A 22,884-nucleotide genomic window follows, 5' to 3' on the forward strand; every position below is an offset into this window, starting at 1 on the left:
TATTAGTTGTTTATCAAAATCCAGTCAAATTATTGACTGGATTTTTTTATTATAGCACTTTTGTTGTCTTTTCAAATGATAATTCTAGTTCATTTAAATCCGAAATTTCTTTTCGATTAATAATTATCAGTTCACATGGTTGCACGATATACGAAATGGGTTGAACTTCTGTTACAGTGTATCGAATTTTTAAATGATTTCCAATTTTATTCACAGAATCCACCGTAATGGTTGAACCTATATTCGTTTCTTCTAAAATAATAGGAATAACGATTTGTTGGGTAAAATCAATCGGTGTAGGATCACTTTCTTTACTCATTGTTCGAGCAATGCCAAAAATAGAATCAAAAATGATTTTTGAATCCAAATATGATTTATTTAAGTTCGATAAATCCACATTATTTTTCACAAAATAATTCGATCCCAATTCATAAGGTACTTTTATAGCAGTTCGTTCGATTTTATCTTCTGGGGAATGATCCAATGAATTTTTACGTGAACACGAAAAAATAAGCAAGGGAAGGAGTAAAATATATAAAAATTTCATGATTCAATTTTGAAGTACACCATAAACAAAGTTTTTGCCAAATATTCACATTACTCGTTCAAACAACGTTAAAGTTTACATTTAGGATTAGTCTAAGTTGAGAACTGTATAAAATTTAGTTTAAACCTCTTAAAATCAATACTTATTCAATATTTATACATTAAATACCTTTAAACCAATAGAGTTTCAGAAGGATTGATTTTTATAAAAATTCTTTTTATTCCGAGAATTAATCCTTTATTTTAGCTAAAAATAACAACACATGAAACTGATTAATACATTGACTTATGCAGCCATTTTTGGTACTGCAATCACTGTACAGGCACAAATGGCGCCTGCTCAACAAAAGCTAAATCCAACGGTTGAGAGCTTTGTAAATGAAGTGAAAAACAACTCGCAATTGGAAAAAATTGCGCATGAATTATTAGATGGGATTGGACCACGTTTAGTGGGTTCTCCTCAAATGGATCAAGCCGGAGATTGGGCTTTAAAAACATTAAAAGCATGGGGAATTGATGCGCGTCGTGAAGACTATGGAACATGGAAAGCATGGGAAAGAGGATTAACACACGTGGATATGACTTATCCTCGTGCAAAAAACATTGAAGCAACACAATTGGCATGGTCACCAGCAACTAAAAAAGCTATTCATGCCGAAGTTATTGCGATGCCAGTTTTCTCTTCAGAAGCGGAATTTAAAGCATGGTTACCAAAAGTAAAAGGGAAAATTGTTTTAATGTCTCAGAATCAGAAACACGGTCGTTCAGATTATCAATACAAAGAGTATGGAACTGAAGAATTATACGACAAGATTTCTGCAGAAAAAAAGAAGGCGAACGAAGCATGGGCTAACTCTATCAAAGTAACAGGATACAATAACAATACATTACCAGCTGTTTTAGAAGAAAATGGTGCAGCAGCAGTAGCGATTTCGTATTGGACAGGAATTATGGGAGCAAACCGCATTTTCGGAGCTAAAACAACAAAAATTCCTATGATCGATATTTCGAATGAGGATTATGGAATGTTATACCGTTTAGCAGAAAATGGAACGGCTCCTAAATTATCATTAAACGCACAATCAAAGCATACAGGTGTTGCTAAAACCTTCAACATTATTGGTGAAATCAAAGGGAAAGAGAAACCAAATGAATACATCATTTTATCGGCTCACTTTGATTCATGGGATGGTGCACAAGGAGCAACTGATAATGGTACAGGAACAATTGCGATGATGGAAACGATCCGTACCATCAAAAAATTATACCCAAACAACAAACGAACAATCTTAATCTGTTTATGGGGAAGTGAAGAACAAGGATTAAACGGTTCTCGTGCCTTTGTTGAAGATCATCCAGAAATCGTTAAAAATACACAAGCTGTTTTCAATTTAGATAATGGAACGGGACGTGTCGTAAACATCAACGGATCTGGTTTCGAAAAATCATACGAATACATGACCCGTTGGTTATCTGCAGTTCCAAACGACATCACAAAACACATTAAAACGGAATTCCCAGGAACTCCTGGTGGAGGTGGATCTGATCACGCTTCTTTTGTTGCAGCAGGTGTACCAGGATTTATGTTAAGTTCGTTAAACTGGGGTTACGGTACGTATACTTGGCATACGAATAAAGATACCTACGATAAAATTGTTTTTGATGAAATTCAGAGTAATGCTATTTTAGCAGCTACTTTAACGTATATGGCTGACCAAGAAGAAACATTAGTCAACCGTGACAAGCGTGTTTTACCGATGGGTAGAGATGGAAAACCAATGGAATGGCCAGCGGTTAAAGGTCCAGCACGTACTTCTGATGCGTACTTTAAATAAAATAAATTTCTATAACGTAAAAAACCACTTCTTATGAAGTGGTTTTTTTATGTTTTAATATACAATTGCCAAAGGATAAAAATAAGTAATGCCAATTGTATTGTAAGGATTAAATAGATGACATTTTTAAACTCTGATTTTTGGGTTTTATGTCTGAATTTCTTCATCGCCAAAAGAGCCCCAATACTTCCACCTATAAATGATAAAAAGAATAATGTATTTTCAGGAATTCGCCATTTTTTATTGCGTGCCTTCACTTTATCCAATCCAAACAACACATAGGTGAAAAGATTAATTCCCAGTCCATAATACAGTACATATTCCATGCTATAACGTTTGATGAATAAAAAAATCCTAAATCAATAAAGAAATTAGGATTTACATTATTAAAATCGCCACACCAATAAGCGTGTTACTTTATTTCCTTGTTCCATATTAATAATTTTTACTTCACGAGCTTTCACGCGTTCCAATAAAATTTTCAATGGACGTAAATTATCTTTTTTCGAAACCAATGTTGTAAACCATCTCACTTGGTGTTTGTATTTCACACTTTCTTTAATCATATTCGAAATAAATACGCGCTCACCTCCTCTGCACCATAATTCAGAATTGTTACCTCCGAAGTTTTGAATAGGTTTTTGATCCGATTTATTTCCTAAGTTTTTTAATTTTCGCATCGTTTGTTCCATTACTTCTTTATTCGAACTAAAGAATGGAGGATTACAAATCGACACATCAAATTTTTCTCCTTGCTTGATGATATTGGTAAAAATATTGCTCGGATTATATTGTAAACGAATATCCACTTTATTGCGTAATCGTGCATTTTTACGTACAATTTCAGAAGCATTTTTATGAGATAAATAATCCAATTCAGCTCCCACAAAATTCCAATCGTACTCGTAATTTCCAACAATAGGATAAATACAGTTTGCTCCTACTCCGACGTCCAAAACTTTTACATCTTTTCCTCTTGGAATTACACCATCTCGACTTTCGGCAAGTAAATCCGCTACGTAATGAATATAGTCAGCGCGTCCAGGAATTGGAGGACATAAATTATCCGCTGGTAATTCCCAATAATCAATATCATAATACGTTTTTAATAACGCTTTATTTAATGCTTTAACGGCATTACGGTCCGAGAAATTAATGGTTGGTTCATCAGTTTTATGATTAGGAATAATGTATTGACGTAAAACAGGATATATTGCACATAATTTCTCAAAATTATATGGCGCTAAATGACGATTACGTGAATGTAATTTCTTGATCGATTTATTCCCTTCTGATGTATTCATACCTTTATTTTGTGCAAAAATACGTCATTTTATTAAGATTTATCTTTTCTCGATGATTTGTCGAATAAAATTTTAAATTTCTTCAAACTTTCAACCTTTGCTATCGAATAAACCTTTAACTTAGCTTACATTTTTACAAGACAAATTTCGTAAGATGAAACTCCTTTTTCATATCCTATTTTTATTAACCGTAACCCCATTATTGGCCCAATTTGATAGCATCAATAAACAAGTGGCTGTTTTACCGTATTGGGAAAAAGGTGATAATTTTGAATACATTCAAAACGAAAAAGAATATCAAGTTCGTGATCAAGATACCATCATTAAAAAAAATAAAACATTCGATTTAACGATTAATGTTCTTGAAAAAGATGAACATTCTTATACCATCGAATGGATTACACATCCAGATTACACTCAAGTACCCTCGCCGATGCGCGAACAATTTAAATCAAAATTAGGACCTCAAAAATTTGTATTTAAAACCAATGCTCAAGGTGTTTTTCAAGACTTATTAAATTTTGAGGAAATCGTCGCATACAACAAGAATTTTGTAGAAATATTGGGAACATCTATCCCGAATGAAAAAGACAAAGAAGCGTTTAAAACAGCATTGGATCGTGTCTTTGGTAATGAAGATGTAACCGAACAATTGATTGCAAGTAAAATCAATACCTTTCACTTGTTCTATGGAAATGCAATTAAGACCAATTCGCCTACAAAATCAAAATTTGAAAGCATCAATCCCGTTACTCGAAATAAGATCATTTATAATCGTTCCATCGAATTTGAAAATTACAATACAGAGGATCAGGTCTATACCTTATATTCTGAAACTCTTCCTACAGAACAAAATTTATTGGGCGAAGTAAAGTCAACCTTAGAAACCATTATTTCGAAAGAAGTAAAGGATATGGATCAGATTCAAAATTTTGATTATATCAGTAAGGTTTTTCAGGCTACACACGATTCTGGCGTTATATTATACCAAATCAAACGTGATTTTATCGAAGTTGATCAACAAGAAATTGTAAAAGAATTAGAATTTATCCTCAAGTAACCCTCAAGAATATTTTGTAATTTTGTGACTTAATTAATTTTTATGGAGCAAAAGAACAATCCATTGCATGGTAAACGTTTAGATGATATTATAGAAGCTTTGGTATTGTATTATGGCGGATGGGAAGGTTTAGGCCGAGAAATTAATATCAAATGCTTTAATGAAAATCCAAGCCTAAAATCTTCGCTTAAATTTTTGCGTAAAACCGATTGGGCACGTAAAAAAGTGGAAGAATTATATGTAAAAAAAATCAAGTAAAATGGCTGAAGTTGAATTAGAAAAAGAAATTTTTATTGCGACTGAGCTTTTAACGAATATCGAGGAAGAATCGCAAGTTATTGTTCATTGCCATATGGATTGTACTGAATTTGCAGATGCTGCACGTATTTGGAAATCCACTTACATCATTGATAATTTTACGGGTATTCGTTATCCTTTGATTCATGCAGAAGGAATTACCATGTATCCTCATTGGACACATATTCCTCAAGGTTCTTCTTTAAATTTTACTTTATTTTTTAAAGGGCTACCTAAAAGTTGTAAATCGTTTGATTTGATTGAAGTAATTCCCCAACCCGGCGGATTTGAATGTCGTAACATCCCTCGAAATCATAGTGATGTCTACCACGTATTATTTGGATAAAAAAATTAAATATCAATAGAAAATCCCCAACACCTTTTCGCGTTAGGGATTTTTTTATGTCTTAATTTACAGCTTCTATACTGTTAAACAAAGCATTTAAATATTCTTCGATCTTTACTTCAGTTCCTGTATTCATCAGCAATTGAAGTAAATCTTGTCTTCTAATCATTGTATTCATAGGATGGTTTTCATTAAGTTGTAACCCCTTAAAAACCAAAACTATGCCAAAATTTTAAATCACCTCAATTTGACTTCCTTTTTCTTCGTCTTTGACAATATTTAATGCAACTGGAATACGTTCTTTCAACTCTTCCACGTGAGATATAATTCCTACAATACGGTTCTCTTTATGCAAATGATTTAGCGTTTCAAAAACGATATTTACAGCATCTCCATCTTGTGTTCCAAAACCTTCGTCAATAAAGAAGAAATTTCTTCCTGCTTTTAAATTCGTTTGAACACTTTCAGCTAATGCCAATGCCAAACTTAATGAGACTTGGAAAGCTTGTCCTCCCGATAATGTTTTTACACTTCGTGGTCGTCCTTCATTTAAATAATCAATGATTTCAAAATCATGGTTTTCATTGATTTGTAAACTCAATTGGTTTCTGGTCATGCGATGGAAACGTACATTGGCATTTTCGCACAATTGTTTTAAATATATTGATGAAACATATTGCACAAACCCAGCACCTTTAAACATATTACCAAATAACTTAAGCAAATCTGCTCGTTTTTGAAGCTGATGCTGTACTTCTAAAATTTCTTTTTTATCCTCATACGCTTTAGATAATCGGTCAATTTCAGTTTTACGATTAATAACCAATTCATTGGCATGTTTTAACTTTTCTTCCGCTTGAGAAAATAACTGCTGCTGTTCTTCAAAGATATTCTCATCAAATGAAAGATTTTCTAACTTCTGTTCTAATTCCACAATAGAATTTTTTAGAGTTTCATATTGAATTCTAAATTCTTCCATTCTTTTTCGAAGCGTCAATACATCTAATTTTTGATCAAGAATGAATTTAACTTCGTCGATAGACTCTAAATTCATTTCTTTTAGCGTGGCCTCTATCGTTTTATAAAGGGTTTGTTCTTCCACTTTTTGATCTTCGATACGTTGTTTCAACAAAGCAATCGAAGTTTGTTGTGCTGCCAATTTCGGATTCAAATCATTAAGCTGAAGCTGGTACAATTGATACTCTTTTTCAGTCTTTTGATTGAATGCCTTTAATTGATCCAATTGAATTTTAACCTCATCACTTTCTTTTTGAACAAAGTCGTCAAAACGTAAGATTTTTAAATTCGAAATATTTTGTTTGATTTGACTCGCTTTTTCAGCTTCTTCTAATTTAAAGTTTTCCAAATATTTTTGGAACTTTTCTACATCGGAACGAGCTTTATCCAATTGCTCGCGTAATAAAGTAATCGCTTGATTTTTCTTTTCTAATGTTTGGTTTAAAGCTAAAGCTTCTTCTTTTTTAGAATGAAAAATTTCATAATTATTCGCATCAAATTCTTTCCATTCGAACGTTTTGATGTGCACATTCCTTTCTTCTTCTATTTCTATTATTCTTCGTTTCTCTTGATCCAATTGTTGTTGAACCAATTGAAATTGATAACACTTTTGTTGAATTAATGTGTATCTTTTCTGAATTTCCTCTTGTTGGAATTCTATGGCTTGAATTTCAGCTTTTACAGCCTCCAAAGATGCCGTGACATCATTCATTTCTACAATATGAGGATGTTCTAATGACCCACATAACGGGCATGCTTCACCATCATGTAGATTATGTACGAAATGAGCCAATTTTTGCTGAACTTCAACCTCACTCTTTTGTTGCTGTAAAGTGGTTTTATTTTTTGCTAAATTCTCTTTTAAAACTTCGAAATCAGCTTCAACCGTATCTATATTAATATTTTCAGCCTCAAAAAATGATATCAACTGATCTGCTTGATCTTTGAATTGTTCAATTTTTTTCGCTTGTAATTTGAAGGCTTCTTGAATGGAATTATTTTTTGTAAACCAATGATCAACTGCCATTAAAATTTGTGGATCTAATCGTTGTTGATTCAACTGACTGAATTCCATTTCATTCAATTTTAATTGTTCCTCAATTGACTTTTGATGAAGTTGAACTTTTTCAACTTCTTTACTTCCATTTGATGTACGCTCTTTTAATTTTTCAATTTCTTTCGAAAACGCTAAATTTTGAATAATAAGTTCCAAATCATTTTCTTCCACTCGTTTGTCAGCCAAAGCTTCAAAATCTTTTTGAATGGCTTTTAATTGAAGTGTCACTTCTTTGATTTGGTTTTCTATTTGTTCGTTTTGTAGTTGCTGTTGCGTTAAAGCATTTTCATCTTCTTTTTTTGCTTGTTGCAATTTAACTTGATCAATTAACAGTTGGTGAAAGGCATGGTAAAGTTTTTCATAACGCTCTAATGCCAATTGTTGTTGATCCATGGATTCTTTTTGACCATGCAATTGATCAAATTGAATTTTCTTGGCTTTTAAAGATTCAACATCTAATTTCAATGCTTTTAAACGTTGAAAGGATTCATTCACGGCATTAAATTCTTTTAATACGGTTTCATATTGCCCTTCTTCAATTTTTAATTGATTTTGATTTTCTTGAATGATTTCTAAAGAAACCGCTTCAAAACCTTGAAGTTTCCCTTCGATTTTATGTAATTCGGCTTGATTTTCTTTGGCTAATTTTGCCGCATTCTCTTGTAAATCGTATTTGTGAAGATTAAAAATTTCTTTCATCATCTTTGTACGATCAGTTGCACCTAACTCAATAAATTCTTTGAATTGACCTTGAGGAATGATGATTGTTCGTTTGAAATTGGCATAACTTAAACCTATAATACGCTCAGCATTACTATGATCCAATGGAATCCATTGCTCATTAACCTTTTCATAAAAAACGACTGTAGGTGCTTTGATCTCTTCAAATCGTTTCGAATTTCGTTTAAACTCTCTGGTGATACGAAATAATTTATCTTCATGATTCAAAAAATCGAATTCGATATAAGATACATTCGATTTTAGATTCATCATATTATACGAGCGTTTTTCTCTCGCATTCAAACGTTCTGTTTCACCATATAAAGCAAAGGTAATTGCTTCTAAAATAGAGGATTTCCCTGAACCAACGGCTCCAAAAATACCGAATAATCCCGCATCGATTAAATCATCAAATTGGATCGTTTGTCTTTGTTGATAAGAATATAAACCTTCTATTGTCAGTTGAACTGGAATCATAGCTTAGGCATTTAAAATTTCGTTAAACAAATCCATTATTTCATCATTCGGTTCTTGATTGGCATTCTTCGATTTGAAATAATCTTTGAATAAATCTTTCATGTCTTGATTTAAGTTAATTTCTTTATACACCAAATCTTCCTTCATTTGATTCTTAATTTTAGGGATCAAATGGATGATTCCATCATGGGATTGATAAATTAATTTTCGATCTTCCGCTTTAAGAAAAGTATCACTCTCTATTGTTAATTCGACTAAAGTATAAGGATTATCTCTTAACCATTCGACTGCACTTTCAACCTTATCAAATGTTTTACGTACTAATGCACGACCATTCTTTAAAGGAATGGCTTCAAATTGAACCGGTTGATTAGGTACAGCATCTATAATCGATACATATTTCGTTTGCCCCGCTTCACTGAAACTATAGCATAATGGAGAAGACGAATAAACCACAGGTTTTTCGGTCGTACCCACATTATTGTAACCATGCAAATGTCCTAAAGCTGAATATTGAATTTGTGCAGGAATCCCATCCGAATACACCATATCGGCATTCCCAATTTTAATCGGTTTCTCCCCCTCTGGTTCTTCTAATAATTCAGCACCGCGTTTGTTCATGTACAAATGTGCCATTAACAGATTAACACCTTTTTCATCGCAATATAGATTTGCAATTTGTCCCCATTTTTCTTGCAAAACTCGATTCAATTCTTTCTCTTTTTCTTCTCCGAAAAATTGCTTTAATCGAATCTCGTTGGCATAAGCTGTATGTACAATTCGGATTGGATAAGAGACATGATTCAATTTCATTTCGAGAAAACCTTCGTCCGAATGGGTAATCTTAAAAGTTTCTAAGGCAAATGGTGAAATCACAGCGTTTGGATGACCAATTAAAATAATTCCACATTCTCGGGCTAATGGATCGGGTGCATCAATACGATCAGGAGAATCATGATTTCCGCCAATCGCTACCACAGGACGTTGTCCATTTTTAGCCAAACGTTTTAGGGTTTTATAAAATAATTCTACCGCCTCTACACTCGGATTAAAGGTGTCAAATAAATCCCCTGCAATCAAAACTAAATCTACATTTTGTTCATCTGCTATTTGAACAATCTCATCCATTATTAATTTTTGTTCCTCAAGTCGAGAAAAATGGTCAAGTCTTTTCCCTAAATGCCAATCGGCCGTATGTAGAATCTTCATAAATTATTCTTCGTTCGTTGGTTTGTTTTTTTCGTTAAATTGTTGATTGATGCTTTTTAATCGCGCCTTACGTTCAGCCTCTGCTTCTTGTACTTTACGTTTTTTTTGATCCAATTTCTTTTTATGCAATTTTTTATTTGCATCTGTATTTCTACTCATCGCTGTAAATCTAAAGGGTTTTTGTGCCATAATATGTCGCTAATTCAAAATTTCGCCGACATGTTTTTCGATATTAAGGGTAATTTGTTCAATCGGTAAATCATCTGAATCTGTTCCAAAGGGTTCTTCAATTGACTCAGCAATTAATTCTAAAGAAGCTAAGACATAAAAAATAAATGGAACAGCAATTGCGACAAAGTATCCCATTGAAAATACTAATCCGATAGGCAAAGTTACGACATATAACACGATAAATTTTTTGATAAATGAACTGTATGAATATGGGATAGGTGTATTTTTGATTCGTTCACAAGCGCCACAAACATTATTAAAATCAGTCAATTCTTTATCCAGAACAATCAATTGATCACCGGTCAACAATCCTATTTGATGCAACTCATTGATTTTATTGTACATTAATCGATTCACTTGATTAGGTCCATGCTTGGATTGTAAATCAAACGACTCAAAACGGTCTTCATCTAACATAAAAGTAGAATAATCACTTCGAAGAAAGGAAAACAGTGATTTTGAAAACATTGGAATCATTGTTTGAAAGAAGTCGCGATTTTCGTGATCATCTGAAGGCAAAATACTATCCATTTTCATGGCGAAAGTACGTGAAATATTAGTCAATGTTCCCCATTGTTTACGGCCTTCCCACCAACGATCATATGCCGAATTTGTTCGAAAAACCAAAAGCATAGAGATCACAAAACCCAATAGCGAATGTACAGTTGTAATTTCTTTTAACCAAGATTTTTCCCTAAGATTGATATAATTCAATTCGATATAAGCCACTGCAAATGCATAACACCCCATCAGAATGATATACGGAATTAATTTTCGGAAAGTATCCGATTGGTGAATTTTAGTGACAGCGCTCAGCCATTCTCTTGAGTTATAAATTTTCATGGTATTATTCAATAATCGTTTGACTCAAAAATAAGAAGAATTTGGTTTTATCCATGAAAGCGACTATATTTAACCTATCGAAAGTTTATTATTCACTTTAAACAAACTCACAATGGGAAAAGGAGATAAGAAGACACGTCGAGGAAAAATTGTTAATGGATCATACGGAAAGACTCGTCCTCGCAAAGTTTACCGATATGTTGATGATGTAGATCAACCAGAAGTAAAGGAGTCTAAAAAAGCGTAAGATTTTAGAATTTTTAAGCTGAAAATCAAAATTGGTTTTCAGCTTTTTTTATGGACAATTTTTATCTTAGCCATTACTAAAAACTTTCAAAAAATGACAACATCTGTTTTAGACGAATTTCAAAACTTCAAAAACGAATTAGCACAGTTAAATATTGTGGTCAATAAAATCGAGAAAGTAGGCAATGGCAGTATGCCTTTCTACGAGATCTTTTACACATCACCTCGTTATACTGAAGAAAAACGTTTGTATGTGCAACGCCACGAATTAGATGAATGGTTAAAGAAATTTAAAGAACAGTATAAAACCAATTAAATAAAAAAATCCCTTTAATCAAAAGTTAAAGGGATTACTATATAAATGAATTAAAATAAATTCTAAATCTGTTGATACGTGAAGTTTTCTCCTAAGTACACACGACGTACATCAGGATCATTTGCCAACTCTTCCGGTGAACCAGATTTTAAGATTTTACCTTCAAACATAATGTATGTTTTATCGGTAATGGCTAATGTTTGCGATACGTTGTGGTCGGTAATTAAGATTCCAATATTCTTATCTTTTAAAGAACGAACAATTTTCTGAATGTCTTCCACAGCAATCGGGTCAACTCCAGCAAATGGCTCATCCAATAAGATAAACTTAGGTTCAGTTGCTAAACATCGTGCAATTTCGCAACGACGGCGCTCCCCTCCTGACAATAAATCTCCACGGTTACGACGTACGTGTTCTAATGAGAATTCCTCGATTAAAGCATCAACTTTCATTTGTTGTTCTTTCGCCGAAAGTTTAGTGAATTGTAAAACCGATTTGATGTTATCTTCCACCGATAGTTTACGGAAAATCGAAGCTTCTTGCGCTAAGTAACCAATTCCTTTTTGCGCTCGCTTATACATGGGATCTTTAGTAATATCGTGTTTATCCAAGAATACACGCCCTTGTGTCGCTTGAACTAAACCAACAATCATATAAAATGAGGTTGTTTTTCCTGCTCCATTCGGACCTAATAATCCAATAATTTCTCCTTGCTCTACTTGGAAAGAAACTCCTTTTACGACGTGTTTTTTGCCGTAATCTTTAATTAAATTTTCTCCTCTTAATACAATTCCCATATCGTCGTAAAGATACGTTTTTATTTAATCGAATTGATAATATCGTATTTTGTAATGATATGGTGTTTACCATTCTCTAACTCAATCAATACGGCTTGATTTTCTTTCGTAATTAATTTAGAAACTTCTTCAACTGAAGCATTTGCTTTTACAATTGGATAAGCTGCACCCATAATCTCACGAATTGGTTTTTCTGCTACATTAGGATCTTGCATAAATGCTTGGAATAAATCTGATTCGTCTAATGAACCTGCAAATCCGTTGATATCAACCACTGGAATTTGAGAGATTTTGAAACGACGCATACGATCGATTGCATGAGAAGCTAATTCTTCAGTACGAGCAATTACCAATGGTTTATCGATGTGCTCTTGAATTAAATCCGCAGCTGTTTTAACCTCATCTTCTAAGTAACCTCTATCGCGCATCCAATCATCATTGAAAATTTTACCTACGTAACGAGAACCTGAATCGTGGAATAAAACAACAACAACATCGTCTGGACCAAATTCGTCCTTCATTTGTAATAATCCTTTAATCGCAGATCCAGAAGACATCCCTACAAATAAACCTTCTTCTAATGCTAAACGACGCGTGTAAACCGCTGCATCTTTATCTGTAACTTTTGTGAAACCATCAATTACATCAAAATCTACATTTTCTGGTAAAATATCTTCACCAATTCCTTCCGTTACATAAGAATAAACCTCGTTTTCGTCAAAAATTCCAGTCTCTTTGTATTTTTTGAAAACTGATCCGTAAGTATCAACTCCCCATACTTTAACGTTAGGATTTTGCTCTTTTAAGTATTTTCCAACTCCAGAAATTGTTCCTCCTGTTCCAACACCTACGATAAAGTGCGTTACTTTTCCTTCTGTTTGTTCCCAAATTTCTGGTCCAGTTTGCTCATAGTTGGCTAAAGCATTCGATGGATTATCGTATTGATTCACGTACCATCCGTTAGGTGTTTCTTCTGCTAAACGTTTAGAAACTGAGTAATAAGAACGTGGATCTGTTGGCTCAACATCTGTTGGACAAACTACTACTTTCGCACCTACGGCACGTAAAATATCCATTTTCTCTTTAGATTGCTTATCTGTAATAACACAAATTAATTTATAACCTTTGATAATTGCAGCTAAAGCTAATCCCATTCCTGTATTTCCAGAAGTACCTTCGATAATTGTACCACCTGGAACTAAACGTCCGTCTTTTTCAGCATCCTCAACCATCTTTAAAGCCATACGGTCTTTACAAGAATGTCCTGGGTTAAAATATTCAACCTTTGCTAAAACTGTACAAGGTAAATCTTTAGTAATATGGTTTAATTTTACTAAAGGCGTGTTACCAATTGTTTCTAATATATTATTTGCGTATTTCATTCTACACTTATTTATTTTCTTAAAAAAATTATCTAAAATTTATCGCTTTTGATGGTGTAATCTTAGCAATCATATACGATGGCAAAAGTAATACAATTGCACAAATTATAATAGCACCAATATTAAGCAATGCGATTGTTCCAAAATCTAAATACACCGGCGCAACAGAGATATAATAATTTTCTGCTGGCAATTTGATGATTTTAAAATATTTCTGAATCAATAATAATCCTAATCCAATTACATTTCCTGCTACTAACCCTGGAAACATAATAAAGATGGCATAATTGATAAATAATGTTCTGACCTTCCAATTGGTTGCCCCAAATGCTTTTAATAATCCGATGGATTGCGTACGTTCTAAAATCAAAATCAATAAAACCATCACCATATTAATGATCACGACAAAAAGCATAATCACGACAATGATAACAATATTCTTATCAAAAATGGTGATCCATTCGTTGATTTGTGCAAAGGATGATGTCGCGGATTCAGACAATAAATTATACGGAATATTTTGAGCGACTTGAGCTGCAGCAGTTTCTATATCTTCTACATCTTTGACAAACAATTCAAATCCTCCCACCGTCGTACTGTCCCATTTATTTAAGTTTTGTACGTGTTTGATATCCCCTAACATTACGATATCATCAAAGTTTTTGATATCGGATTTGTAAATCCCACGTACATTAAAACGACGATAAACAGGGTTACTGTCTTCGCGAATAAAATACATCACGAATGAACTGTCGACATCCAATTTTAATTCGTCTGCAATTTTCTTGGATAATACCACATCATCCGTCATTGAGTCTTTGTTGACGCGTGGAAAATGGCCTTTTACCAAGAAATTTTCAAATCGTACCGAATCGTAATCTGTCCCAACGCCTTTAAACACTACTCCACTAAAGTTCTCGGCTGTCCGAATCACCCCACTTTTGTTGGCAATGGCTTGCACGTGGACCACGTCGGGTACATTTTTAAATGTTGGATAAAATGCTTGCTTAAGCGATAAAGAATCTGAATTTAAAGAATTATTGCTGTTATAATTACGAATCGTAATATGACCGTTGAAATCGGCTAATTTACTTTTGATTGCTTTTCGCGCACCGACACCCGTAGAAATCGTGACCAAAGAAACGATAATTCCTAAAGCCACGGCAACTTGACCAATACGAATGATAATACTTGATAAGTTATTTTTAGTATTTTTACCAAGTGCTATTTTTTTAGAAAACCACCAAGAAAAGTTCAAATTATTAATTTTTACAATGATACAATCAGACGATATCTTTTAAATCGTCTCTGTTTCAACCCCATGATAACGCTATTATCACTATGAAAAAACTTGTCAAATATACATCAATTGCTTTACTTCTAAGCACTCCGATTTTTTCAATTTCACAAACTACCGATTATGCTACCGAATTTGCAGGGGCGAACAAGAAATTAGATTTGATTTATGGTTTAGAAATTGGCCTTGGTGCTGAAAATACAGAAGCCTATTTGCATTTATTAAAAGGGAAAAAAATTGGAGTCGTTTCCAATCAAACTGGAATCTTAAGGACAAATGCAAAAAATTTAGATTATAAGGACAATACCATTCATTTGGTTGATTTTTTATTGGATCAAAAAATAAATGTGGTTAAAATCTATTCGCCTGAGCACGGATTTCGAGGTGATGCCGATGCAGGCGCTAAGGTCAAATCGGGTGTAGATTCTAAAACAGGATTACCTATTGTTTCATTGTACGGAAATAACCGTAAACCAACAGCTGATCAAATCAAAGATGTTGATATTTTACTCTTCGATATGCAAGATGTTGGTGCGCGTTTCTATACCTATATTTCGACATTACATTATGTTATGGAAGCGGCTGCCGAACAAGGCAATCAAGTGATTGTTTTGGATCGTCCAAATCCAAATGCACATTATATCGACGGGCCATTGATGCAACCTGAATTTACTTCCTTTGTGGGGATGCATAAGGTTCCGATTGTTTACGGAATGACAATTGGCGAATATGCACAAATGATTAATGGAGAAGGCTGGTTGAAAAATAAAATGAAAGCCGATTTGACAGTGATTCCCTTAAAAGATTACAATCATAAAATGCGTTATACTTTACCGGTAAAACCATCGCCAAATTTACCGAACGACCGTGCGATTAACCTTTACCCAAGTACGTGTTTGTTTGAAGGAACAAATGTAAACGAAGGAAGAGGTACAGATTTTCAGTTTCAGGTTTATGGTTCACCTTATTTAAAAAATATGCCTTTCCAATATACGCCAACTTCAAAACCTGGAGCGACAAGTCCAAAGTTTAAAGATGAAATTTGTTACGGTGAAGATTTATCGGATGAATTGTATATGGATGAAATTTCATTGCAATGGTTGATTAATGCGTATCAAAACAATACGAAGCAACCATTTTGGACAATGAATGGCAAAAAATTATGGATTGATCAATTATCTGGAACAGCTGAATTGAGAAAACAAATTGAAGCAGGATGGTCGGAAGAACGCATCAAAGCGACTTGGCAAAAGGATTTGGAAGAATTTAAAAAAGTAAGAGCAAAATATTTGATGTATCAAGATTAATCGATGGGATAAAAATCGGTATTAAATAAAATTCTGACGACTGAACTGAAAAAACACATTGCTTCTAATTCGCGCTATACATCTACAGCAATTGAATTTGCATTTGAAATTTTAAAAGAAAAAGGAAGATCTTTTTCGGAAGAAGAAATAATGCCAATTAATATTTGATAAAGAGAAAGAAGAAAATATTAATGAATTCGAACCGAATTTGATCGAAGATGAATTAAATAAAGCGGATTTACCCAGGTTATATCCTAAAATTTTCATTTTCATCGTAAGTTCTGAAGTTAGCCTTTTATTGAAGGATATTTTTTAGACACTGTCCAAAATTTTGTGTAAACATATTTCAGATGGGTTTGACTATTTTATAGTTGAACCCTTTTTTCAAATATAGCTAAAAATTGATTTAAAATTAATCCCCAGTTTTGAATTGGTTTTGTCCATTTTTTGGATATCTGCATTAAGGATAAATATACCGATTTTTTAAGCGCATCATCCGTTGGGAAAACCATCTTATTTTTAGTGTATTTACGGACTTTTCCATTTAGATTTTCAATTAAATTAGTGGTATATATAATTTTTCTAATTTCTACCGGAAAGTCAAAAAATACGGTTAATTCGTCCCAATTCTTTCTCCAAGATTGTATTGCATAAGGATATTTTTGATTCCATTTTTCTGCAAAACGATCTAATTCATGCGCCGCCATTTCTCTGCTTGTCGCATTATAAATTAATTTCATATCCGAAGTAAACTCTTTTTTATCTTTCCACACCACATATCGAGCTGAATTTCTGATCTGATGAACTACGCAAATTTGCGTGTTTGTTTGAGGGAAAATATTGCTAATTGCTTGTGTAAAACCATGCAAATTATCGGTTACAGAAACCAAAATATCTTCCACACCACGAACTTTTAAATCTGTCATTACACCTTGCCAAAAAGCAGCAGACTCGTTCTCTCCAAGCCACATTCCAAGGATTTCTTTGTATCCTTCACGGTTTAGACCAACGGCTAAATAAATAGTCTTATTTATCACTTTTCCGGCTTGTCGAACTTTAAAAACGATACCATCCATCCAAACAATGCAATAAACCGATTCTAATGGACGGTTTTGCCAATCTAATACTTGCTGATTCACTTTATCGGTGATGATAGATATCGCAGAAGTAGAGAGTTTATAACCATATAATTCGTAAAGTTCCGATTCGATATCCGATACACTCAGACCTTTAGCGTATAGCGATATCACCATATTTTCGACTGAAACTGATTTGGATTGATGCTTTGGAACAATTATAGGCTCAAAACTACCCTCTCGATCACGTGGAACTTCTATTGTAGATTCTCCGTATTCGCTTTTTATACGTTTGGAAGTAGTCCCATTTCGTGAATTAGAATTATCACTTTTTTCATTTTTTGAATAGCCTAAATGTGCTTCAAGCTCGCCATGGAGCATGGCTTCTAATAATTCTGAATGGAGTTCTTTTAGTAATTTACTAAGGTCTTCTTGCGTTTTAACGCCTTCTAATAAACCTTGATCTTTGATCATTTTGCCGACAGATTTCTTCATAACAAACTGTGTTTTATAAATGTAATTAAAAAAAAAATAAAGGTGAGTTATAATAACCCACCCTATTTTATGTTTACACAGTTTTTTGGATACTGCCATTTTTTATGGATAAATAATCTGAATCATTATCGAAAATTAATCCTAATTTCTCGCGTATTCTTGATTACTTTATCTTTAATCATTGATTTTATTGCATTTCCATTTCTTTATGATCACCTGGAAATTATCACAGAAACAGTGCGAAGATCTAAACTTACTGTTCGTCTACATGAGAAGTATTTTTATCTTATTCTCTTCTTTTTAATACGAACCATCTATTCCTAATTTTCATCGAATGAGTTTGTAATCGAAGTAAAGGAAAAGATTTAAAATATAAATCGAAATTATAATCCATAAAAAAGGAGAGCAAATGCTCTCCTTTTTCTTATTGAATTGGATGATATTTTAGTTACCCCACCCTGGGAATTGTGTCATAGCACGGTTTAAGTTCAACGTTGAACTTGGGATTGGGAAGAAGAAGTACTTGCTGTTTGCAGGTACATCAGCAATATTACCTTCTACATTTGTTGTTTTAACAAATCCTAAGTTATTACGTTTTAAATCGTGGAAACGTTGTCCCTCTCCTAAGAATTCGATACGTTTTTCAGCTAAAATTGCTGTTAATGCATCACCTTCATATTGAGCTCCACCACGTTCAGCAGCAAATTCATTTAATTCAGCTAAAGCTGCAGCACCTTGACCTAATTTAGCCATGGCTTCCCATTTGATGAATTTAGCTTCTGTTAAACGTAATACACGAACATTTCCGATGAAGTTTGTTCCATCAACTGTTTGTGTAAATTTCTGTACGTAGTATCCTTTAGGATCATCATTTTCAGATGCATTTTCTTGAGTAAATAATGCTTTACGCGCATCATCATCCGAAATTGAGTTGATGAAATCGGCACGGAACATTAAATAGTTTTTCGCTCCATAAGGGTCATAGAATGCAGAAATTGCACGGTTAACCCCTGGGTTTGCAATAACAGACATATTAATTTCAAATACTGTTTCTGGTTGATTATTTAATTCACCAGAAGTTGTTCCTTTGAAATAAGAATTTAATTCTGTTGCAGTAATAGTTGTATTAGAAGCTAATGCTTCATCCGCATACTGAATTGCTTTTTGGTAATCTCCTGCAGCTCCACGAGTTAAGTAAGCTTTCGCTAACATTAAACGAGAAGCTGTTGCAGATAAATATCCTTTATTTACTGTCGATTCGTTATATTCAGAAATACCATTTTCTAAATCCGAAATAATTTGAGCATACGTTTCAGCAACTGTCGAACGACCATAGTAAGCATTAGGATTGTATTCACCTGTATGAATTGCAATACCATACTCTTGGTTTTCTCCAGATGTTGGGTTTGCTGCATAGAAAGATGCTAAGTAGTAAAATGCAATACCACGTGCAGCATAAGCTTGCGCTTTAAAACCTTTCACAACATCAGTCTCTTCTAAATCAGAGTTGATGATTAAGTTAGCCATCCCTACAACATCATATAATTTGTTGTAAATCACGAAATCATTATTCGTATCTGAAGGTGTCCAAGTCATTGTATTAGTGATCTTGAAACGACCATCATTTCTTCTTGAAATAAAAGCGTTATCAGAGATTAACTCTCCTAAAACGATTCCGTCTGTTGCTAATGCATCTGCTGAAGCAAATTCGCTGTACATCCCATTAAGGGCAGCTTCCATATCACTAGCTGATTTGATGGTAGAATTACCATCGTATGTAATTGTATTAACTGGCGTTTGGTCTAATAAATCTTCTGAACATGAAGAAAAACTTACCATAAATGCAGTAATCGCTAATATTGTTATCTTTTTCATTTTACTCTACTTTTTAGAAATCAACTGATACACCTACTGAGAAACTTCTCATGATTGGAGATGTATAATCATAAGTCCCTTTACCTTGCCATCCGTAAGAATAGCTGTTTGAGTTTGTTTCAGGGTCGAACGTTAATTTTTTATCAAACGCCCAAGTCGCTAAGTTCGTTGCACGAACATAAACTGTTAAGTTACTGATTCCTGATTTTTCTAACTTATCACCTAAACTATAAGCTAATTTTACTTCTTTTAAACGGATGTGATCACCATCACGTAAGAAACGAGTTGACATTTTGTTTGAACCAGTACCGTTACCATACACCTGCATTGGGTTAGAAGCTGTAGTATTTTGTGGAGTCCAGCTGTCTGTTAATGCCTCTTGATAAACGTTGATATCGTAATAAGCTCCATCATTGTAGATGTAGTTTGAGAATCTATCGATTACTGAATACTCAAATTGTCCAGATAAGAAGACAGATAACGTAATATTTTTGTAGCTTAAGTCATTTCTTAAACCAGCCATATATTTAGGGAATGGTGATTTATCTTGGAAATACTTAGAAGCTTCATTATAGTTAGAAGTTGTTTCTGTTTCCGTTTCGTCAGTGTAGAATAATGGATTACCATTTGATTGATCTACTCCAGCCCATCCTACCATGTAGTATTCACCGAATAAACGACCTGATTGAACAGCTTTATTACCACCTTCTAAATAAATAGCATCGTTGTCAATTAAATCTCCAACTTCTGATTTATTGTAAGCGAAGTTTGCACTAATGTTCCAGTTGAAATCTCCACGGAAAGGACGAACAGTAACTGTTGCCTCAATCCCTTTATTAACGATTTCACCCACATTTTTCATGATAGAATTTGCTGATGAAGGCGTTTCTGAAGGAATTTGTACAGGGAAGATGGCATCTTCAGTACGTTTGTTGTAGGCATCAATTGTACCTGATAAGAATCCATTGAATAAAGAGTAATCTAAACCAATGTTGGCTTGTTTAGAAATTTCCCATTTTAAATCTGGATTTCCTGCAGTATCAACGATTAATACCCCTGCATCACCATAGTTTCTTGTATTTGCTAACGTTGAGTAGCTGTTGTATTGGTTACCCCATCCATCAGCGTAAGGTACGTTACCAATTTCACCATAGTTTGCACGTAATGTTAAGTTATCAACGAAACGAATGTTTAAATCTTTGTTCATTGCCCAAGATCCACCCACAGACCAGAATAGACCAGCTTGGTCATTGATTCCTAATGTTGAGTTTGCATCACGACGAACTTGTCCGTTTACTGTATATTTTCCATCAAAAATATAATTTAAACGTCCGAAGTAAGAAATTTGAGTCCATTTGATTCGGTTTCCAGAAATTGATAAAGCTTGTGAAGCATTATCCATATACATTCCGTTTAAGATAAAGTTTTGTTTATCTTGAGCACGAATTTTTCCAATGTGCTCTTGGTATTCCCAACCAGCATTTGCAATTAATTCGTGACGATCACCAAATTTTTTGTTGTAAGTTAAAGTGTTTACCCAGTTCCAATCTGTATATTGGCTTTGAGATTCGTACATATAACCATTCGTACGTTGACCATCTCCAAAATATGGATTCCAGTATAACGTTTCATCTAAGTTTTGGTATTGTGTACCAAATTGAGAGTTGAATGATAAATCTTTGATGATTTGGTAGTCACCGTAAACAGAAGCTAAGAACGTGTTAACTGTACCACCAACTTTATTTTCTTTTTGTAAACCTACCGGGTTAAAATCTTTATTCCCTAATAAATTTAGATTATACGAACCATCCGCATTATAAACAGGTAATGTTGGAATAATTGTCCAACGAGTAGCCCATGGGTTAGAGTACGCTCCTGCATCCGCATACGTTTTATTTTGTACACGAGAATAGTTTAAGTTAGTTCCTAATTTGAAACGATCTGAAGCTTTGTGATCAACTGCTAAAGACGCTGATAAACGGTCGAATTTAGAGTTGATAATTAATGGATCATTATCATAGTAAGAAAAACCTGTACGGAAAGAAGTGTTATCAGAACCTCCTGTTGCAGAGAAACTGTATGTACGAACAGTAGACATATCACGTTGAATTGCTTTTGTCCAATCTTCGTTTGTTTTACCATCCCATCCGATAACATCGTCTGAGAAGTAATTTTGAGCTTCTAGTTGAGAAGAAAATTCTCCTGTATTATAGAATGATAATCCACCCCATTTTACAAAATCTTCTGAATTTAAGAATTTCGCTTTATCAAAAGCAATATCTTGAATCGACATTTCTGTCGCTACATTGAATTTTGTTTTTTGGTTGAATTTACCACGTTTTGTTTTAACTACAATTACCCCATTTGCTCCACGTGCTCCATATAAAGCTGTTGAAGAAGCATCTTTTAAAACTGTAATTGATTCAATTTGGTTAGGATCAATTGATGATAATGGGTTGAATGAAGTCATTACCCCTGAGTTATCATCACCTTTACCTACAACAACACCATCAATTACATATAATGGGTTTGTTGTTCCAACGAACGAACCTGCACCACGAATTGCAATAACGTTAGCAGAACCTGGTTGACCACCACCTGTTGAGAAGTTTAAACCAGCCACACGACCATTTAAAACCTCATCCACAGAAGCTACTGGAGTTTGTTCTAAATCATCACGTTTAATTGTTTCGAAAGAACCAATTTTTTGAGTAGGATCTAATTTAATTGAACCTAAAATATTTACTGTACCTAATTCTACAGTTTCTTGTTTTTTAGGATCAACATAATTTAATGTCCCTAAAGTATTCGATGTTACGTTGAACTCTTTTCCATTGATGACTAATACGTCTCCAATTTGAGCATCAATATCAAAAGCACCATCCATATCTGTGTAAGCAACCTTATCAGTTCCTTTAACAGTAACTTCAACATCAGATTCTGGGAATCCATCAGCATCATTTACTACACCCGTTACCTGAGCAAAAGCTAACGTTCCTAATCCTAGGAAAGCTAACAAACTCAAAGATGTTAATCTTCTCTTCATTTTGTCAAAAAATTTTAAGGGGGTAAAGTTGACCATTTACCTTAAAAACTTAAAATTTTATTTAAAAAAGAATTAAGCGTAAAAATTTAATTTATGAAATAGCTA

At 33.7% G+C, this 22,884-nt stretch carries 20 protein-coding genes; 7 read left to right on the forward strand and 13 right to left on the reverse strand.

The features are described 5' to 3' along the window. Nucleotides 1–49 precede the first annotated feature (49 nt). The gene (locus AC1QSP_RS05345; protein ID WP_484080120.1) at nucleotides 50–547 is read right to left on the reverse strand and encodes a hypothetical protein; all 498 of its coding nucleotides are present in this window, start codon (nucleotides 545–547) and stop codon (nucleotides 50–52) included. A 262-nt stretch (nucleotides 548–809) separates the two neighbouring features. Between AC1QSP_RS05345 and AC1QSP_RS05350 the strand changes: the two genes are divergently transcribed. Then, nucleotides 810–2,381 (forward strand): M20/M25/M40 family metallo-hydrolase, encoded by a 1,572-nt coding sequence (locus AC1QSP_RS05350; protein ID WP_484080121.1) that lies wholly within the window; start codon nucleotides 810–812, stop codon nucleotides 2,379–2,381. A 47-nt stretch (nucleotides 2,382–2,428) separates the two neighbouring features. Here the strand turns inward: AC1QSP_RS05350 and AC1QSP_RS05355 are convergent, their stop codons facing one another. Together AC1QSP_RS05355 and rlmF are read right to left on the reverse strand one after the other, a co-directional pair. Then, nucleotides 2,429–2,707: a DUF1294 domain-containing protein gene (locus tag AC1QSP_RS05355; protein ID WP_322969352.1), complete on the reverse strand. Its 279-nt coding sequence runs from the start codon at nucleotides 2,705–2,707 to the stop codon at nucleotides 2,429–2,431. 60 nt (nucleotides 2,708–2,767) lie between these two features. Beyond that, nucleotides 2,768–3,685 carry a 23S rRNA (adenine(1618)-N(6))-methyltransferase RlmF gene (gene rlmF, locus AC1QSP_RS05360; protein ID WP_484080122.1) on the reverse strand — a complete coding sequence of 306 codons (918 nt, stop codon included), beginning with the start codon at nucleotides 3,683–3,685 and terminating at the stop codon, nucleotides 2,768–2,770. 154 nt (nucleotides 3,686–3,839) lie between these two features. Here rlmF and AC1QSP_RS05365 point away from each other — a divergent pair, with 154 nt between their 5' ends. From AC1QSP_RS05365 to AC1QSP_RS05375, 3 genes are read left to right on the forward strand one after another with little or no spacing between them, the layout of a single operon-like run. Next, complete coding sequence (locus AC1QSP_RS05365; protein ID WP_484080123.1) at nucleotides 3,840–4,745, forward strand: hypothetical protein; 906 nt, start codon at nucleotides 3,840–3,842, stop codon at nucleotides 4,743–4,745. Nucleotides 4,746–4,787: 42 nt separating this feature from the next. After that, nucleotides 4,788–5,003 carry a VF530 family protein gene (locus AC1QSP_RS05370; RefSeq protein ID WP_484080124.1) on the forward strand — a complete coding sequence of 72 codons (216 nt, stop codon included), beginning with the start codon at nucleotides 4,788–4,790 and terminating at the stop codon, nucleotides 5,001–5,003. A 1-nt stretch (nucleotide 5,004) separates the two neighbouring features. Further along, nucleotides 5,005–5,388, forward strand: coding sequence for a hypothetical protein (locus tag AC1QSP_RS05375; RefSeq protein WP_322969348.1), 384 nt, complete (start codon nucleotides 5,005–5,007; stop codon nucleotides 5,386–5,388). A gap of 232 nt (nucleotides 5,389–5,620) precedes the next feature. On the opposite strand, the gene AC1QSP_RS05380 is transcribed toward AC1QSP_RS05375, so the two are convergent. The 4 genes from AC1QSP_RS05380 to AC1QSP_RS05395 are packed head-to-tail and all read right to left on the reverse strand — an operon-like array spanning nucleotide 5,621 to nucleotide 10,942. Beyond that, nucleotides 5,621–8,659 (reverse strand): AAA family ATPase, encoded by a 3,039-nt coding sequence (locus tag AC1QSP_RS05380; RefSeq protein WP_484080125.1) that lies wholly within the window; start codon nucleotides 8,657–8,659, stop codon nucleotides 5,621–5,623. 3 nt (nucleotides 8,660–8,662) lie between these two features. After that, on the reverse strand, nucleotides 8,663–9,868 hold the full coding sequence (locus AC1QSP_RS05385; RefSeq protein WP_484080126.1) for a metallophosphoesterase family protein: 1,206 nt from the start codon (nucleotides 9,866–9,868) through the stop codon (nucleotides 8,663–8,665). A 3-nt stretch (nucleotides 9,869–9,871) separates the two neighbouring features. Then, nucleotides 9,872–10,057, reverse strand: coding sequence for a hypothetical protein (locus AC1QSP_RS05390; RefSeq protein WP_484080127.1), 186 nt, complete (start codon nucleotides 10,055–10,057; stop codon nucleotides 9,872–9,874). 9 nt (nucleotides 10,058–10,066) lie between these two features. Continuing rightward, the gene (locus AC1QSP_RS05395) at nucleotides 10,067–10,942 is read right to left on the reverse strand and encodes a bestrophin family protein (protein WP_484080128.1); all 876 of its coding nucleotides are present in this window, start codon (nucleotides 10,940–10,942) and stop codon (nucleotides 10,067–10,069) included. Between the two features lie 112 nt (nucleotides 10,943–11,054). Between AC1QSP_RS05395 and AC1QSP_RS05400 the strand changes: the two genes are divergently transcribed. Both AC1QSP_RS05400 and AC1QSP_RS05405 read left to right on the forward strand, forming a co-directional pair. Then, nucleotides 11,055–11,189, forward strand: a complete 135-nt coding sequence (locus AC1QSP_RS05400; RefSeq protein WP_322969343.1) for a 30S ribosomal protein THX — start codon at nucleotides 11,055–11,057, stop codon at nucleotides 11,187–11,189. A 93-nt stretch (nucleotides 11,190–11,282) separates the two neighbouring features. Continuing rightward, on the forward strand, nucleotides 11,283–11,504 hold the full coding sequence (locus AC1QSP_RS05405; RefSeq protein ID WP_322969342.1) for a hypothetical protein: 222 nt from the start codon (nucleotides 11,283–11,285) through the stop codon (nucleotides 11,502–11,504). Between the two features lie 62 nt (nucleotides 11,505–11,566). Here the strand turns inward: AC1QSP_RS05405 and lptB are convergent, their stop codons facing one another. The 3 genes from lptB to AC1QSP_RS05420 are packed head-to-tail and all read right to left on the reverse strand — an operon-like array spanning nucleotide 11,567 to nucleotide 14,941. Next, on the reverse strand, nucleotides 11,567–12,295 hold the full coding sequence (gene lptB, locus AC1QSP_RS05410) for an LPS export ABC transporter ATP-binding protein (RefSeq protein ID WP_323674096.1): 729 nt from the start codon (nucleotides 12,293–12,295) through the stop codon (nucleotides 11,567–11,569). Nucleotides 12,296–12,321: 26 nt separating this feature from the next. Further along, nucleotides 12,322–13,683: a pyridoxal-phosphate dependent enzyme gene (locus AC1QSP_RS05415; protein ID WP_484080129.1), complete on the reverse strand. Its 1,362-nt coding sequence runs from the start codon at nucleotides 13,681–13,683 to the stop codon at nucleotides 12,322–12,324. Between the two features lie 28 nt (nucleotides 13,684–13,711). After that, nucleotides 13,712–14,941, reverse strand: a complete 1,230-nt coding sequence (locus AC1QSP_RS05420) for an ABC transporter permease (protein WP_484080130.1) — start codon at nucleotides 14,939–14,941, stop codon at nucleotides 13,712–13,714. Between the two features lie 83 nt (nucleotides 14,942–15,024). Here AC1QSP_RS05420 and AC1QSP_RS05425 point away from each other — a divergent pair, with 83 nt between their 5' ends. Further along, complete coding sequence (locus tag AC1QSP_RS05425) at nucleotides 15,025–16,287, forward strand: exo-beta-N-acetylmuramidase NamZ family protein (protein ID WP_484080131.1); 1,263 nt, start codon at nucleotides 15,025–15,027, stop codon at nucleotides 16,285–16,287. Between the two features lie 365 nt (nucleotides 16,288–16,652). Here AC1QSP_RS05425 and AC1QSP_RS05430 read toward each other — a convergent pair whose 3' ends face one another. From AC1QSP_RS05430 to AC1QSP_RS05440, 3 genes are all read right to left on the reverse strand, one after another. After that, nucleotides 16,653–17,858 carry an IS256 family transposase gene (locus AC1QSP_RS05430; RefSeq protein ID WP_225539945.1) on the reverse strand — a complete coding sequence of 402 codons (1,206 nt, stop codon included), beginning with the start codon at nucleotides 17,856–17,858 and terminating at the stop codon, nucleotides 16,653–16,655. Nucleotides 17,859–18,302: 444 nt separating this feature from the next. Then, complete coding sequence (locus AC1QSP_RS05435) at nucleotides 18,303–19,733, reverse strand: RagB/SusD family nutrient uptake outer membrane protein (protein ID WP_484080132.1); 1,431 nt, start codon at nucleotides 19,731–19,733, stop codon at nucleotides 18,303–18,305. Nucleotides 19,734–19,746: 13 nt separating this feature from the next. Then, nucleotides 19,747–22,779: a SusC/RagA family TonB-linked outer membrane protein gene (locus tag AC1QSP_RS05440; protein ID WP_484080133.1), complete on the reverse strand. Its 3,033-nt coding sequence runs from the start codon at nucleotides 22,777–22,779 to the stop codon at nucleotides 19,747–19,749. Between the last annotated feature and the right edge of the window lie 105 nt (nucleotides 22,780–22,884).

The organism is Faecalibacter sp. (assembly GCF_057177045.1).

Excerpts from the sequence above, each read along its gene's own strand:
- AC1QSP_RS05345 (WP_484080120.1), bottom strand. The coding sequence starts at position 547 with ATGAAATTTTTATATATTTTACTCCTTCCCTTGCTTATTTTTTCGTGT.
- AC1QSP_RS05350 (WP_484080121.1), top strand. The coding sequence starts at position 810 with ATGAAACTGATTAATACATTGACTTATGCAGCCATTTTTGGTACTGCA.
- AC1QSP_RS05355 (WP_322969352.1), bottom strand. The coding sequence starts at position 2,707 with ATGGAATATGTACTGTATTATGGACTGGGAATTAATCTTTTCACCTAT.
- rlmF (WP_484080122.1), bottom strand. The coding sequence starts at position 3,685 with ATGAATACATCAGAAGGGAATAAATCGATCAAGAAATTACATTCACGT.
- AC1QSP_RS05365 (WP_484080123.1), top strand. The coding sequence starts at position 3,840 with ATGAAACTCCTTTTTCATATCCTATTTTTATTAACCGTAACCCCATTA.
- AC1QSP_RS05370 (WP_484080124.1), top strand. The coding sequence starts at position 4,788 with ATGGAGCAAAAGAACAATCCATTGCATGGTAAACGTTTAGATGATATT.
- AC1QSP_RS05375 (WP_322969348.1), top strand. The coding sequence starts at position 5,005 with ATGGCTGAAGTTGAATTAGAAAAAGAAATTTTTATTGCGACTGAGCTT.
- AC1QSP_RS05380 (WP_484080125.1), bottom strand. The coding sequence starts at position 8,659 with ATGATTCCAGTTCAACTGACAATAGAAGGTTTATATTCTTATCAACAA.
- AC1QSP_RS05385 (WP_484080126.1), bottom strand. The coding sequence starts at position 9,868 with ATGAAGATTCTACATACGGCCGATTGGCATTTAGGGAAAAGACTTGAC.
- AC1QSP_RS05390 (WP_484080127.1), bottom strand. The coding sequence starts at position 10,057 with ATGGCACAAAAACCCTTTAGATTTACAGCGATGAGTAGAAATACAGAT.
- AC1QSP_RS05395 (WP_484080128.1), bottom strand. The coding sequence starts at position 10,942 with ATGAAAATTTATAACTCAAGAGAATGGCTGAGCGCTGTCACTAAAATT.
- AC1QSP_RS05400 (WP_322969343.1), top strand. The coding sequence starts at position 11,055 with ATGGGAAAAGGAGATAAGAAGACACGTCGAGGAAAAATTGTTAATGGA.
- AC1QSP_RS05405 (WP_322969342.1), top strand. The coding sequence starts at position 11,283 with ATGACAACATCTGTTTTAGACGAATTTCAAAACTTCAAAAACGAATTA.
- AC1QSP_RS05415 (WP_484080129.1), bottom strand. The coding sequence starts at position 13,683 with ATGAAATACGCAAATAATATATTAGAAACAATTGGTAACACGCCTTTA.
- AC1QSP_RS05425 (WP_484080131.1), top strand. The coding sequence starts at position 15,025 with ATGAAAAAACTTGTCAAATATACATCAATTGCTTTACTTCTAAGCACT.
- AC1QSP_RS05430 (WP_225539945.1), bottom strand. The coding sequence starts at position 17,858 with ATGAAGAAATCTGTCGGCAAAATGATCAAAGATCAAGGTTTATTAGAA.
- AC1QSP_RS05435 (WP_484080132.1), bottom strand. The coding sequence starts at position 19,733 with ATGAAAAAGATAACAATATTAGCGATTACTGCATTTATGGTAAGTTTT.
- AC1QSP_RS05440 (WP_484080133.1), bottom strand. The coding sequence starts at position 22,779 with ATGAAGAGAAGATTAACATCTTTGAGTTTGTTAGCTTTCCTAGGATTA.